This window comes from Chryseobacterium sp. 22458 (assembly GCF_052044975.1).
Taxonomy (GTDB): domain Bacteria; phylum Bacteroidota; class Bacteroidia; order Flavobacteriales; family Weeksellaceae; genus Chryseobacterium.
The window spans coordinates 432,048-445,337 of the sequence record NZ_JBQEOA010000002.1 but is presented as its reverse complement, the minus strand read 5'-3'; the positions used below and the strand labels follow the sequence as shown (position 1 = coordinate 445,337).

At 37.8% G+C, this 13,290-nt stretch carries 13 protein-coding genes; 7 read left to right on the top strand and 6 right to left on the bottom strand.

Translation table 11 applies throughout. The features are described 5' to 3' along the window. Window position 1 precedes the first annotated feature (1 nt). Both ACTJJF_RS09325 and ACTJJF_RS09320 read left to right on the top strand, forming a co-directional pair. Window positions 2–3,184 (top strand): efflux RND transporter permease subunit, encoded by a 3,183-nt coding sequence (locus ACTJJF_RS09325; RefSeq protein ID WP_440699474.1) that lies wholly within the window; start codon window positions 2–4, stop codon window positions 3,182–3,184. Between the two features lie 169 nt (window positions 3,185–3,353). Beyond that, window positions 3,354–4,766, top strand: coding sequence for an efflux transporter outer membrane subunit (locus ACTJJF_RS09320; RefSeq protein ID WP_440699473.1), 1,413 nt, complete (start codon window positions 3,354–3,356; stop codon window positions 4,764–4,766). Window positions 4,767–4,994: 228 nt separating this feature from the next. Here the strand turns inward: ACTJJF_RS09320 and miaA are convergent, their stop codons facing one another. Further along, on the bottom strand, window positions 4,995–5,915 hold the full coding sequence (gene miaA, locus ACTJJF_RS09315; RefSeq protein WP_440699472.1) for a tRNA (adenosine(37)-N6)-dimethylallyltransferase MiaA: 921 nt from the start codon (window positions 5,913–5,915) through the stop codon (window positions 4,995–4,997). A 298-nt stretch (window positions 5,916–6,213) separates the two neighbouring features. Between miaA and ACTJJF_RS09310 the strand changes: the two genes are divergently transcribed. From ACTJJF_RS09310 to ACTJJF_RS09295, 4 genes are all read left to right on the top strand, one after another. After that, window positions 6,214–7,071, top strand: coding sequence for a YicC family protein (locus ACTJJF_RS09310; protein ID WP_440699471.1), 858 nt, complete (start codon window positions 6,214–6,216; stop codon window positions 7,069–7,071). A gap of 82 nt (window positions 7,072–7,153) precedes the next feature. Then, window positions 7,154–7,720 (top strand): guanylate kinase, encoded by a 567-nt coding sequence (gmk, locus tag ACTJJF_RS09305; RefSeq protein ID WP_440699470.1) that lies wholly within the window; start codon window positions 7,154–7,156, stop codon window positions 7,718–7,720. 110 nt (window positions 7,721–7,830) lie between these two features. Further along, window positions 7,831–8,850, top strand: coding sequence for a quinolinate synthase NadA (gene nadA / locus ACTJJF_RS09300; protein WP_440699469.1), 1,020 nt, complete (start codon window positions 7,831–7,833; stop codon window positions 8,848–8,850). Between the two features lie 52 nt (window positions 8,851–8,902). Continuing rightward, window positions 8,903–9,064: a bacteriocin-like protein gene (locus ACTJJF_RS09295; RefSeq protein ID WP_409514634.1), complete on the top strand. Its 162-nt coding sequence runs from the start codon at window positions 8,903–8,905 to the stop codon at window positions 9,062–9,064. Between the two features lie 60 nt (window positions 9,065–9,124). On the opposite strand, the gene ACTJJF_RS09290 is transcribed toward ACTJJF_RS09295, so the two are convergent. The 5 genes from ACTJJF_RS09290 to ACTJJF_RS09270 form a co-directional block, all read right to left on the bottom strand. After that, window positions 9,125–9,328, bottom strand: a complete 204-nt coding sequence (locus tag ACTJJF_RS09290) for a bacteriocin-like protein (protein WP_312298390.1) — start codon at window positions 9,326–9,328, stop codon at window positions 9,125–9,127. A 25-nt stretch (window positions 9,329–9,353) separates the two neighbouring features. Next, window positions 9,354–9,563 (bottom strand): hypothetical protein, encoded by a 210-nt coding sequence (locus ACTJJF_RS09285; protein ID WP_440699468.1) that lies wholly within the window; start codon window positions 9,561–9,563, stop codon window positions 9,354–9,356. A 34-nt stretch (window positions 9,564–9,597) separates the two neighbouring features. Further along, window positions 9,598–9,768, bottom strand: coding sequence for a hypothetical protein (locus tag ACTJJF_RS09280; RefSeq protein ID WP_440699467.1), 171 nt, complete (start codon window positions 9,766–9,768; stop codon window positions 9,598–9,600). A 50-nt stretch (window positions 9,769–9,818) separates the two neighbouring features. Continuing rightward, window positions 9,819–10,016 (bottom strand): bacteriocin-like protein, encoded by a 198-nt coding sequence (locus ACTJJF_RS09275; protein ID WP_409514635.1) that lies wholly within the window; start codon window positions 10,014–10,016, stop codon window positions 9,819–9,821. A gap of 159 nt (window positions 10,017–10,175) precedes the next feature. Beyond that, entirely contained in the window at window positions 10,176–10,373 is a 198-nt protein-coding gene (locus ACTJJF_RS09270; protein ID WP_440699466.1) for a bacteriocin-like protein, read from the bottom strand. 456 nt (window positions 10,374–10,829) lie between these two features. Between ACTJJF_RS09270 and thrA the strand changes: the two genes are divergently transcribed. Beyond that, entirely contained in the window at window positions 10,830–13,280 is a 2,451-nt protein-coding gene (thrA, locus tag ACTJJF_RS09265; RefSeq protein ID WP_440699465.1) for a bifunctional aspartate kinase/homoserine dehydrogenase I, read from the top strand. Window positions 13,281–13,290: the final 10 nt, after the last annotated feature.

Genomic DNA, 13,290 nt, shown 5'->3' with positions numbered 1-13,290 from the left:
TATGTTAAAACAATTTATAGAAAGACCAGTCCTTTCAACGGTCATCTCCATAATACTCTTATTATTGGGAGCTTTGTCTCTCTTTAATTTACCGATTGCCCTTTTCCCGGACATCGCTCCACCAAGCGTTCAGGTAACGGCATTCTACCCTGGAGCCAATGCTGAGGTCGTAGCCCGTTCGGTAGCCACTCCTATTGAGGAAGCTGTAAACGGAGTTGAGAACATGACTTATATGACCTCAAACTCCAGTAACGACGGTACTATGACCCTGAGTGTTTTCTTCAAACAGGGTGCCGATGCAGACAATGCGGCAGTAAACGTACAGAACCGTGTATCGAAAGCGATGAGCCAGCTGCCTCAGGAAGTGGTACAGGCCGGGATCTCAACCCAGAAGGTTCAGAACAGTATGATTATGTTCATGGGACTGACCAGTGAAGATGCAAAACAATATGATGAATTATTCCTTCAGAACTACCTGAAAATTAATGTTATTCCACAGATACAGCGTATTCCTGGGGTTGCACAGGCTCAGGTATTCGGAACAAGGGATTATTCCATGAGAATCTGGCTGAAACCGGATCGTCTGGCAGCTAATAATCTTTCTCCACAGGAAGTGTTAGGAGCGATTAAAGATCATAACCTTGAAGCTGCTCCGGGCCGTTTGGGACAGGGAAGTAAGGAAACTTACGAATATATCCTTAAATATAAAGGAAAACTGAATAAGGATGAAGACTATGAGAACATCGCCATCAAAGCAAACAGTGATGGATCTTTCTTAAGATTAAAAGATGTAGCAAGAGTAGAATTTGGTTCTTATACTTATACCGCCACCAACAGAGTAGACGGAAAACCGGTTGCCGGATTTGCTATCCTACAGACAGCAGGTTCCAATGCCAACGAAATCCTGACAGAAATTGAAAAGCAGGTGAAAGTAATGGAAACCACGCTTCCAAAAGGAGTTAAACCCATTATCATGTATAATTCCAAAGACTTTTTGGATGCCTCTATCCATCAGGTTGTGGAAACGCTTGTTATTGCTTTCGTATTGGTATTTATTGTAGTATTTATTTTCCTTCAGGATTTCAGATCTACCTTAATTCCAGCTATTGCCGTACCGGTAGCAATTATCGGAACCTTCTTCTTCCTGCAGTTATTTGGTTTCAGTATCAACATGCTTACCTTATTTGCATTGGTACTCGCCATTGGTATTGTAGTGGATGACGCCATTGTGGTGGTAGAAGCCGTCCATTCTAAAATGGAACAAACGGGAATGCCTGTAGAACATGCTACGATGCACTCGATGAGTGAAATTTCAGGAGCTATTATTTCCATCACATTGGTAATGTGTGCCGTGTTTATTCCGGTTGGATTTATGCAGGGACCTGCAGGAGTTTTCTACAGACAGTTTGCCTTCACGTTAGCGATTGCCATCTTAATTTCAGCAGTGAATGCATTGACATTGAGTCCTGCATTATGTGCAATGTTCTTAAATGATCCTCAGGGAGAACATGGTGAGCACGGTCATAAAAAAGGTTTTGGAGCAAGATTTTTCAATGCTTTCAACGCCAGCTTCAACAGCATGACCAGAAAATATATCTATAGCCTTAAGTTTTTAATTAAAAATAAATGGGTTGCGATAGGAGGTCTTGTTGTCATCACAGCAGCCAGTGTATTTTTGATCAAAAAAGCTCCATCAGGATTTATTCCTACGGAAGACCAAGGATTCGTATTGTATGCAGTGAATACTCCTCCGGGAAGTTCATTAGAAAGAACACACAGAGCGACAGCTCAAATTGATAAAATTATCAACGGGGAAAAAGCAACCAACCACCTTTGGGTAGCAGATGGGATGAACTTTATCAGTAATGCCAACGCTTCTCCATATTCTGCAGGTTTTATTAAGCTTAAAGATTATGACAAGCGTGGTGAAATGAAAGATCCTGATCAGATTGCAGCGACATTGACAGGTAAGGTAAGCCAAGTGAAAGATGCCAATGCATTCTTCTTCAACTTCCCTACTGTACAAGGTTTCGGTAACGTTTCCGGATTTGAGTTCATGCTTCAGGATAAAACAAACGGTTCTTTCGAACAGTTGGGAACAACCACTCAACAGTTCATTGGAGAGCTGATGAAAAGACCTGAAATTGCATTTGCCTTTACAACCTATGCGGCAGGAAACCCTCAGTATACCATTGATGTGGATACGGATAAAGCCAATCAGCTGGGTGTTTCTGTAACAGAATTGATGCAGACCATGCAGATTTATTTCGGAAGTAGCTTTGTATCGGATTTCAACAGATTCGGAAAATATTACAGAGTAATGGCACAGGCAGATATTCCTTACCGTACAGATGTCAATTCACTGGAAGGAATTTATGTGAAAAATAAATCAGGAGAAATGGTGCCTGCCAAAACTCTGGTAACGTTAAAAAGGTCTTTCGGTCCTGAGACGGTAACAAGAAATAACCTTTTCAATGCCGTAACAATTAACGGAACTCCAAAACCTGGTTACAGTACCGGAGATGCCATCAAAGCGGTAGAAGAAGTGGCTCAGCAATCCCTTCCGAGAGGATACGGATATGAGTGGACAGGGATTACCCGTGAAGAAATTAAAACAAGCGGACAGACTGCCTTTATTTTCTTCTTAAGTATTCTTTTTGTTTACTTCTTACTGGCAGCTCAATATGAAAGTTATATCCTTCCTTTTGCGATTATTCTTACCATTCCTACAGGGATTTTCGGAGTATTTGCCTTCACAGGATTAGCAGGAATTGATAACAATATTTACGTTCAGGTAGGATTGATCATGCTGGTAGGACTATTAGCAAAGAATGCCATCCTGATTGTAGAATTTGCCGTACAGAGAAGAAAGGCAGGTAAAACACTGATAGAATCAGCACTTCAGGCATCAAGATTACGTTTAAGACCGATCTTAATGACCTCTTTTGCCTTCATCGTGGGAATGCTTCCACTGGTATGGACGCAAGGTGCTTCTTCAAAAGGAAACCACTCTATCGGTTACAGTACCGTAGGAGGAATGCTTACAGGGGTAATCTTCGGGATCTTTATCATTCCGGTAATGTATGTAGTGTTCCAGTACCTGCATGAAAAAATGCCAAGCAGAAAAAAGAAAAGACTTCTGAAAAAACAAATGGAGGAAGAACTTTTAGCTGCTAGTCACTAATAAAAAAATGAATGACAAAAACTTAGAGAAAATTTTAAGATCATAGGTTTACCTATTTACCTGCCTGTTCTTAATGGTTTTAAAAACTACCTATTTTCTCCTACTAAAGAAATTTTTGCATCAACAGAAACCTCTCTAAGTTTTGTCTTCAATTAAAAGTTTAAAAACTATGAAACGAGTAAAAAATATTATTCTAACATTTGTGCTGGCCATCGGCTCTGTTTCGTGTGTGTCTAAACTGGCCTACACGGAACCTGAGCTTCCACTTCCGGAAAAATTCCAGTACACTGCCACTGCAGACACAGCCAGTATAGCTAACCTGGAGTGGAAACAGTTTTTCAGTGATCCTATTTTACAGGGACTGATTGAAAAAGGAATTAAAAATAATTATGATCTTCAGATTGCCTTAAAGCAGGTGGCTGCTTCACAGGAAAAACTGAAACAGGCAAAATATATGCAGTATCCGGATGTTGGGTTCGGAGTAAGCGGACAGATTTCAAGACCATCCAAAAACAGCATGAACGGGCAAAGCTTAAATTTATTTTTAGGCTCGAGCCATGTTGAGGATTATAATGCAGCCTTCAACCTTTCATGGGAAGCGGATATCTGGGGAAAAATCAAAAACCAGCAGGAAGTTTCAAGAATACAGTACCTTCAGACCTATGAAGGTTCAAAAGCAGTTCAAACTCAGGTAGTAGCAGCTATTGCACAAGGGTATTATAATTTGTTAATGCTTGACAGACAATTGGCTATTGCAAAATCGAATCTGGAACTGACCACCAATACCCTGTTAATGACCCAAAAAATGTGGGAAAGTGGTGACAACACCTCTTTAGGAGTACAGCAGGCAGCAGCACAAAAACAGGCAACAGAACTTCTGATTGCTCAGCTAGAGCAGAATATCGCCATTCAGGAAAATGCATTGAGTATTTTAACTGGTGAGCTGCCCAATAAAGTAAACAGAACCATTGAAATGTCTGATACTTCATTACCTCAAAACATTACAGCAGGTCTTCCGGCAGCTATGGTAAGCCGCAGACCGGATGTACGTCAGCAGGAACTGGTTTTATTAGAATCCAATGCCATGGTAGGAATTGCCCAGGCCAATATGTATCCGGCGCTAAAAATTACTGCCAACGGAGGAGTCAATTCATTCAAGTTTGACAACTGGTTCCAGATTCCGGCTTCGTTATTCGGATCGGTTTTAGGGGGAATTACCCAGCCTATTTTCCAGAAAAGACAGTTGAAAACAGATCTGGAAGTAGCCAAAATTCAAAGAGAGAAAAATGTTCTGGCATTCCGTCAGTCAGTATTGAACGCTGTAGGAGAAATTTCTGATGCTTTGGTTTCCAATGAAAATTTAAAAGTTCAGGAACAGAAAGCCACAGAGCAATCTGCCACGTTGAAAGACGGAATTAAAAGTGCACAACTTCTTTACAAAGGAGGTTCAGCCAATTACCTGGAAGTGATTACAGCACAAGGGAATTCCCTGCAGGCAGAGTTGAATCTGGCTTCCATTAAAAGACAGAGATTAAGCAGCATTGTAGATCTATACAGAGCTTTAGGCGGCGGTTGGAAGTAGTAAATTAAATTATATTTGTTTTAAGATGCGGTTCTTTTCAGAGCCGCATTTTTTTATGGTGTTATTAATGAAATAAATGATCATTGAACCATTAAGAACATTTAAGTTGTTAAGTTTAATTAAGAAAAATCAAATAGATTTTTAAGACAATACTTTACAAGGCGAAGCTTTCTTAATATTCTTAACATCTTAATAGCTCCTTCATGGTTTAAAATAATTCAGGAAAATTTATTTCTGAAATTGCTCCGCAAGCCATTCCAACAAATCTTCATAGTCCTTTTCAGAATATCCCAACTGTAAATAATGAATATCATCCGCCTTTCTATACCATGTCAGCTGGCGCTTCGCATATCTTCGGCTGTTCTTTTTAATTTCTAAAACTGCAAAATCAAGATCCCACTCTCCGTCAAAATATTTGAAAAGCTCAGCATAACCTACCGTATTTAAAGCCGTCAAATCTTTGAATTTCTCAAGACCTTTTACCTCATCCAGCAATCCGTTTTCCATCATAATATCTACCCTGCGGTTGATTCTGTCGTACAGCTCTTCTCTTGGAGCTTCTATTCCGATTCTGATTACATTAAAATCTCTGCCATTCTGAGAAACCGAAATATGTTCAGAATATTTCTTATCCGTTTGCCAGATAATATCAATGGCTCTCAACAGCCTGCGGTGATTGTGAATATCTACCACACTGAAATATTCAGGATCAAGTTCCTGTAAAATTTCCTGAAGTTTTTCTATTCCCTCCTGCTCCATGATATTTTGAAGCTTCTCCTGGTTTTCAACATTCGCTTCTGGTAAATCATGCAGACCTTCTATCACCGCTTTTTCATACATCATGCTTCCGCCAACAAGAATGACCGTATCATGAGTAGCAAAAAGTTCATTAAGTTTTTGAAGCGCATCTTCTTCATATTGCCCGATAGAATAATAGTCTTTCACTGAAAGATTTCCGATAAAATGATGAGGTGCACCAGCCAGCTCCTCTTCTAAAGGTGCTGCCGTTCCTATTTTCATTTCTTTAAAAAACTGACGGGAATCACAGGAAATAATCTCCGTATTGAAATGTTGAGCCAAATCAATTGCCAATCTCGTTTTCCCAATGCCGGTGGGTCCTACAACAGAAATTAAATTTTTCTTTTTCACAGCGCTAATTTACGAAAATGGGTTTATTTGAATTTTTATTTTTAAATACAAAAAACTGCGGATTGTTTTGAACCATTAAGGATATTTAAGTTGTTAAGTTTAATTAAGAAAAAAATCAAATAGATTTCTTTTAAGCATTATGCCAAAAGCGAAGCTCATCTTAATATTCTTAACATCTTCATTAAATCTTAATGGTTTAAAATAAATTTAAAATTGAATGATCAGATTGTATACGTTGGAATTTCATTGTATCACATTATACACTTAATTGTTTATCTTTGTAAAACAATAAAAAACTATGATTTTATCAATGACCGGATTCGGTAGAGCCGAAGATGTTTTTGAAGGAAAAAAAATTACTATAGATATTAAATCTCTGAACAGTAAGAGCTTTGATTTGAATATTAAAATTCCTTTGCGTTATAAAGAAAAAGAATTTGAAATCAGAAAAATTCTTAACGATAGAATTATCCGTGGAAAAGTAGACTGCTACGTTAATATTGAGAATCTTGAAGAGTCTAATGATGTAAAAATCAATAAAAATTTAATTGATTCTTATATCAACGAACTTAAAAACATAGCTTCTGACGGTCCCAATTTCGAATACCTTAAAATGGCGGTAAGACTTCCTGATGCCATCTCATCCAGACCTGACGAATTGACGGAAGGTGAATGGGAAGCTTTGGCTAAGATTGTCAATAATGCCGTAGACAGATTCGAAGAATTCAGAAGAACTGAGGGTGGTATCTTACACGAAGAACTCAACAGAAATATTCAGAATATCGACAAATATCTTAGCGAAGTGATTCCTTTTGAAGAAGAAAGAATTGTAAGCGTGAAAGAACGTTATCAGAAATCTTTGAAAGAATTTGAAAATGTTGATGAAACACGTTTCTATCAGGAAATGGCCTATTTCACTGAAAAACTTGATATTTCTGAAGAAAAGGTAAGACTTGCCCAGCACCTGAAATATTATAAAGAAGTAATGGACAATGAGTCTTTCAACGGAAAAAAACTGGGATTTATTTCTCAGGAAATCGGAAGAGAAATCAATACACTGGGTTCTAAAGCCAATCACGCAGAAATCCAGAAACTGGTGGTGATGATGAAAGACGACCTTGAAAAAATTAAAGAACAAACGTTAAACGTATTGTAATGATAGATACGGGGTACGAGATGCGTGGTTGTTCTAAGAATAGATCACCAAACTCGAAACCCGTAACCCGAAACCCAAAAAAATGGATAAAGTAATTATATTTTCAGCACCATCAGGGAGCGGAAAAACTACATTGGTAAAGCATTCACTGGAGACATTTCCTGAACTGGCATTTTCAATCTCATGTACTACAAGACAGCCAAGAGGAAGTGAAGTACATGCCGTAGATTATCATTTTCTGACACCGGAGGAGTTCAGACAGAAAATTTCCGAAGATGCTTTTGTAGAATATGAAGAAGTTTATACTGACAAATATTACGGTACTTTAAAATCTGAAGTAGAAAAAATCTGGAATCAGGGAAAAGTTGTTATTTTTGATGTAGATGTAAAAGGAGGCATTTCATTAAAAAAATACTTCGGTGAAAAAGCGTTGTCTATTTTTATAGAACCGCCTTCCATTGAAGAATTGGAACGAAGATTGATCTCCAGAAACACAGATGATGCAGAAACCATAAAAACCCGTGTCGCAAAGGCAGAAGAAGAAATGACCTACGCCAGCGGGTTTGACAAGATCGTGATTAATGAAGATCTTGATGCAGCTAAAAAAGAAATAGAAAGTTTAATAAAAAGTTTTATAGAAAGAAACTAGAAGTTAGAAATTAGAAGTTAGTTTTTTAGTGTCAGGAAAATTATCCTCATTTTATACTAACCTCTAGTTTCTAATCTCTAACTTTTATAAAAGAAAAAATTGAGGTTGATATGAGTACCGAAACATTAGAAAAAGCTAAATCTGCAATTCCTGTCAGAGGATTTCTGGATATAAAAGATATTGCGATTCCTCAGGGTGAAGAATTGGTGAAAGCCATTCTTAAACTGAAAGAAGAAAAAAATGCGGTGATCCTTGCCCATTATTACCAGCCCGGAGAAATTCAGGATATCGCAGATTTCCTTGGAGATTCTTTACAGCTGGCAAGACAGGCTAAAGATACCAATGCTGACATGATTGTATTCTGTGGAGTACATTTCATGGCAGAAGCCGCTAAAATTCTGAATCCAACTAAAAAAGTAGTTCTTCCTGATACCATGGCCGGATGCTCACTGGCAGACGGTTGTTCCGGAGAAGGGTTAAGAAAAATGCGCGAACAGCACCCGAATGCTTTAATTGCAACTTACATCAACTGTAACGCAGAAACTAAAGCAGAAAGTGATATAATCGTAACCAGTTCAAATGCTGAAACCGTAATAGAAGCACTTCCGAAAGACAGACCTATCATCTTCGCACCGGATAAAAACCTTGGAAGATATTTATCTAAAAAAACAGGTAGTGATATGATCCTTTGGGATGGAAGCTGTGTAGTACACGAAGCATTTTCAATGGAAAGAATTGCCCAGCAATTGGCAGACAATCCGGATGCAAAACTGATTGCACATCCTGAAAGTGAAGAAGCAGTATTAAAACTGGCTCACTTCATCGGTTCCACTTCTGCCCTGTTGAACTATGTAGAAAAAGATGACTGTCAGAAATTTATCATTGCTACAGAAGAAGGAATTCTTCACGAAATGAGAAAACGTGCTCCTCACAAGGAACTGATTCCTGCATTGGTTTTTGATGAAAGCTGTAACTGTTCAGAATGTTTCTACATGAAGCGTAACACCATGGAAAAATTGTATTTATGTATGAAATATGAGCTTCCTGAAATTCTTATCGACGAAGAATTAAGATTAAAAGCATTGAAACCTATTGAAGCCATGCTTGATCTTTCTAAAAGCATAAAATAATTTTTTTGTTATTCAATATTTATTATATTTAGCATTCAAACTAATAATAAATATGAAAAATCTAAAAAAATTAGACAGAAGAAGTCTTAAAAATGTAAACGGAGGCAGTTATACCTGTAACTTAAACTGTGAAATACATGAAACCTGCGGCTTAGGCTGCAATGGAGAATTAATCTGCGTACCAAGAGGAATGTACATTCCAGACAACTGTTAATAAAAACAATAAAAAGCACTGTTTTCACAGTGCTTTTTATTGTTTTAAACAGATCATATTCTAAGACACACCTCCGCTCATACATGACATATCAACAATCACGCACATTTTACAACGATCAGGAAGCATCTGAAAAGCCTCGCAGGGAGCATCGCCAGGATTGTTTCCGTACGTTGTATTCTTAGGACATCCTGTACATGTGGCCGAGCCTGCTCCTTGCAGTGTTTGAAGTTCTTTTCTGTTTAATTTCTTTAAATTTTTCATAGTCGTTTTAATGTAAATTGATTTTTTAGTTATAAAAGTCAGAATAATCAGGGCCATAGCAATCTGCGCTTACGTCTACACAGTTTCTGCAGTTAGTCGGTAAACTCCAATAGTTCCAGCAGTTATGGGTATATTCAGGGCCGTCTCCATAGTTTCCGGTTGTTGGGCATCCTGCGCATCCTGCCATTCCCTTACCTTTAATATCTTTTAATTTTGTTCTTGATAATTTTCTCATATTGTTAAGTTTATTTGATTTATTTTCATACTGATTACAACATCGGCGCATAGCAGGTTCCTCCCGGTTTCAGCCAGCAGCCCCATCCACCTGGACGGAAGCATACAAATTGTTCACCGCCGCAAGCTTCAATCTGAATAGCAGTAAAACCGCCACCGATACTTTTCTTTTCCTCTCTTGATAATTTTTTAATTGTTGCTTTCATGATCTATTGATTTAAAGATGATAATAGGTTTAATTTTCTATTGTTTTTCTTCAACGAGGGTCAAAGCACTCATAACTTACCAAAACCCTCATTTTGCAGCATTCAGGTAAAGCATGATAATCGGCACATGATCTCGGCTGACCTGGTCCGTAAGGTCCGGCAGGACAATATTCAAAACAATCATTAATGTCATTGCCACCATTAATCGATTTTAAATTTTCTCTGTTTAATTTCTTTGATTTTTTCATAATGTTTTGATTTAGTTAACCTTATAAATATATTAAAATATTTCTTCTAAAGTATAAAATTAATCACAATCAATAGAAATAATTAAGAAGCACCGTCAAAAACAGTGCTTCCTTATATTAAATCTCAGACACTGAGCCACCATGATCAATCGTTGCTTTCTAGCTTTCAAGAACCATACAGCTCCCCGGAACAGACGGATCGTAAGGATAAAAATAAAGACAAACTTTACGCCCTTTCAAATCTGTACATACCGCACATCCTTTTGGCCCGCAGTCAAGATCAACAGCACAGCTGTCCATTGTACCCCCCATAACGGCTCTTAAACTTTCTCTGTTTAGTTTTTTTAAATTTTTCATAATATTCTGATTTAGTTTATCTTATAAATATAATAAAACATTTTATGGTATGCAAAAATTAATCACAATCATAAGAATTAGAAATAATATGATAGTAAACATTATAAAAACACCATTCATCAAACAGTATTAAACCGTATAACCCTATATTAATTGAAAAGCAAAACACCCAATTCGAGACAGATAATTGATTTTTAATTATTTAATTTTGAAGAAAACCTGGCTGTTTCAAAAAAATTTGTACATTTGTTCCGTTACAATGAGTTTATTTAGAAACATATCTGATATTTCTATCCTGAAATCACCTATTTCAGGAGTATCTTCCGTTTCTACATTCACAACAACTACAACAACTACCCCATAACGGGGTAAATTTTCACATATTATTTCGGTACCCTGTACTCTTTTTTTTGAAGAGTAACTATTTCATTTTACCTAACCTCAAATAAATAATTGATGAAAATCTTAAAATTCGGCGGAACATCAGTCGCCAATGTTCAAAATATCATTCTTGTAGAAAAAATTATAAAAGAAGAATCACAGAAAGACCGGATTGTTGTCATCGTATCTGCACTTCACGGCGTTACCGATCATCTGATCAAAGGGGCAGAATGTGCTTCTGCGAAAGATGAAACTTATCTTCAGATCATCAAAACTCTTGAAGAAAAACACATTAATCTCGTAAAAGAACTGGTCCCGGTTCTGGCACAAAGTTCATGGCTAAGCTTTGTTAAAAAACATTTCAATGATATTGAAGACATCTGCAATGGTATTTTTGTGCTGGGCGAACTGACAGATAAAATAAAGGACAGAATTACTTCCTATGGAGAATTTCTTTCTTCCAGCATCATTGCAGCAAGACTTCAGCATGAAGAACTGGACTGTTTATGGATGAACTCTGCAGACCTCATCAAAACAGACAGTAACTTTACAAATGCCAAAGTAGATTTCCCCATCACCGAAAATAATGTAAAAAACTACCTTAGTGAACATCAGAATGCTGTCATTATCGGACCGGGATTCATTGCCAGTGATCAGAAGAACAACCCAACAACACTGGGAAGAGGTGGTTCTGATTACACAGCCTCTATCATTGCTGCAGCTATTGATGCAAAAGAATTACAGATCTGGACAGACGTAAGCGGAATGATGACCGCAGACCCTCGTCTTGCATCCAATGCCAAATCTATTGCAGAGATATCTTATCATGAAGCAATGGAACTGTCTCATTTTGGAGCCAAAGTACTCTATCCGCCATCCATTCAGCCTGTGATGGTAAAGAATATTGATCTTATTATAAAAAATACATTTGCTCCTGAAGCTTCGGGAACTTTAATCTCCCATCATCCTAAAGTATCAGAAAGTGAAAAACAGCAGGTAGCAGTAGGAGTTTCTAATATGAGCCGGATTGCACTGCTTACTTTAGAAGGTAGCGGCATGGTAGGCATTCCGGGAATTTCTGCCAGGTTATTCCATTGTCTCAGCCAGGAAAAAATCAATGTCATTCTTATTACACAAGGCTCCTCGGAACATTCCATAACAATTGCCATTCATGAAAAAGAAATTTTCCATGCAGAAAGCGCCATCAATTCAGCATTTGCCGATGATATCAATATGAAAAGGGTGTATGCTGTAAAAATTGAAACCGGACTTTCTATTGTAGCTCTTGTAGGAGAAAATATGAAAAGTAGAAGTGGTGTAAGTGCCAGAATGTTCAGTTGTCTCGGAAATAACGGTATCAATATAAGAGCTATTGCACAAGGCTCTTCAGAAAGGAATATCAGTATTGTGATCACAGAAAAAGACAGCAAGAAAGCAGTGAATGTACTTCATGAAGAATTTTTTGAATCGGAAATAAAGCAAATTCATCTTTACCTCTGCGGAACCGGAAATGTAGGCTCAAAACTTATCCGGCAGATTTACGACCAGAATGCTTACCTGCAGGAAAACTTTTCAATTAACCTGAGAATTGCAGGGATCTCCAACAGTCGTAATATGCTTTTTTCAGATCAGGGGATTTCTTACGAAAACTACCTCAGCTGGAACGATAAGGCCACAAAAGCATCTGTCCGGGATTTTGCAGGTGAGATTCTATCCAGGAACTTAAGAAATTCCGTGTTTGTTGATGTGACAGCAAGCCCCGAAGTTCCGAAGGTTTACCAAAGCTTATTAGAAAGGAGCATTAATATCGTAGCCTGCAACAAAATAGCAGCTTCATCAGATTTTGAAGAGTATAAAACATTGAAAAATACAGCCAGAAACCACAACTGCAGTTTCTATTTTGAAACCAATGTAGGAGCAGGACTTCCGGTTATAGGAACCATCAGTGACCTGATCAAAAGCGGTGACAAAATCAGTTCTATCCAGGCAGTACTGAGCGGAACTTTAAATTTTGTTTTCAACCATTATGACGGCAGCAGAACATTCTCTGAAGTAGTGGCACAGGCACAAAAAGAAGGATATACAGAACCGGATCCCAGACTTGACCTCTCAGGAACTGATGTGGCAAGAAAAATCCTAATCCTGGCCCGTGAAGCAGGATATCCGCTACAGTTTAAAGATATTGAGAATATCGGTTTTCTGCCGGAAGAATGCATGCAGGGAAGCGTACAAGATTTTTATGAAAAGCTGACTCAGTATGAGGATCATTTTAAAAACCTTTTTAGTAATGCTCAACAGGAGGGTAAAATATTAAAATATACCGCAGAATTCAAAGATGGAAAGGCAAAAGTAGGATTGCAGCATGTACCTCCTGACAGTGATCTTTACCATCTTTACGGCAAAGACAATATTGTCATTTTTAAAACCATGAGATATTCCGAACAGCCTTTGGTAGTAAAAGGAGCCGGAGCCGGAGCTGAGGTAACCGCCAGTGGAGTTTTTGCAGATATTATCCGTTCAATTTAAAAAAATACAA

Excerpts from the sequence above, each read along its gene's own strand:
- ACTJJF_RS09325 (WP_440699474.1), top strand. The coding sequence starts at position 2 with ATGTTAAAACAATTTATAGAAAGACCAGTCCTTTCAACGGTCATCTCC.
- ACTJJF_RS09320 (WP_440699473.1), top strand. The coding sequence starts at position 3,354 with ATGAAACGAGTAAAAAATATTATTCTAACATTTGTGCTGGCCATCGGC.
- ACTJJF_RS09310 (WP_440699471.1), top strand. The coding sequence starts at position 6,214 with ATGATTTTATCAATGACCGGATTCGGTAGAGCCGAAGATGTTTTTGAA.
- gmk (WP_440699470.1), top strand. The coding sequence starts at position 7,154 with ATGGATAAAGTAATTATATTTTCAGCACCATCAGGGAGCGGAAAAACT.
- nadA (WP_440699469.1), top strand. The coding sequence starts at position 7,831 with ATGAGTACCGAAACATTAGAAAAAGCTAAATCTGCAATTCCTGTCAGA.
- ACTJJF_RS09295 (WP_409514634.1), top strand. The coding sequence starts at position 8,903 with ATGAAAAATCTAAAAAAATTAGACAGAAGAAGTCTTAAAAATGTAAAC.
- ACTJJF_RS09290 (WP_312298390.1), bottom strand. The coding sequence starts at position 9,328 with ATGAAAAATTTAAAGAAATTAAACAGAAAAGAACTTCAAACACTGCAA.
- ACTJJF_RS09285 (WP_440699468.1), bottom strand. The coding sequence starts at position 9,563 with ATGAGAAAATTATCAAGAACAAAATTAAAAGATATTAAAGGTAAGGGA.
- ACTJJF_RS09280 (WP_440699467.1), bottom strand. The coding sequence starts at position 9,768 with ATGAAAGCAACAATTAAAAAATTATCAAGAGAGGAAAAGAAAAGTATC.
- ACTJJF_RS09275 (WP_409514635.1), bottom strand. The coding sequence starts at position 10,016 with ATGAAAAAATCAAAGAAATTAAACAGAGAAAATTTAAAATCGATTAAT.
- ACTJJF_RS09270 (WP_440699466.1), bottom strand. The coding sequence starts at position 10,373 with ATGAAAAATTTAAAAAAACTAAACAGAGAAAGTTTAAGAGCCGTTATG.
- thrA (WP_440699465.1), top strand. The coding sequence starts at position 10,830 with ATGAAAATCTTAAAATTCGGCGGAACATCAGTCGCCAATGTTCAAAAT.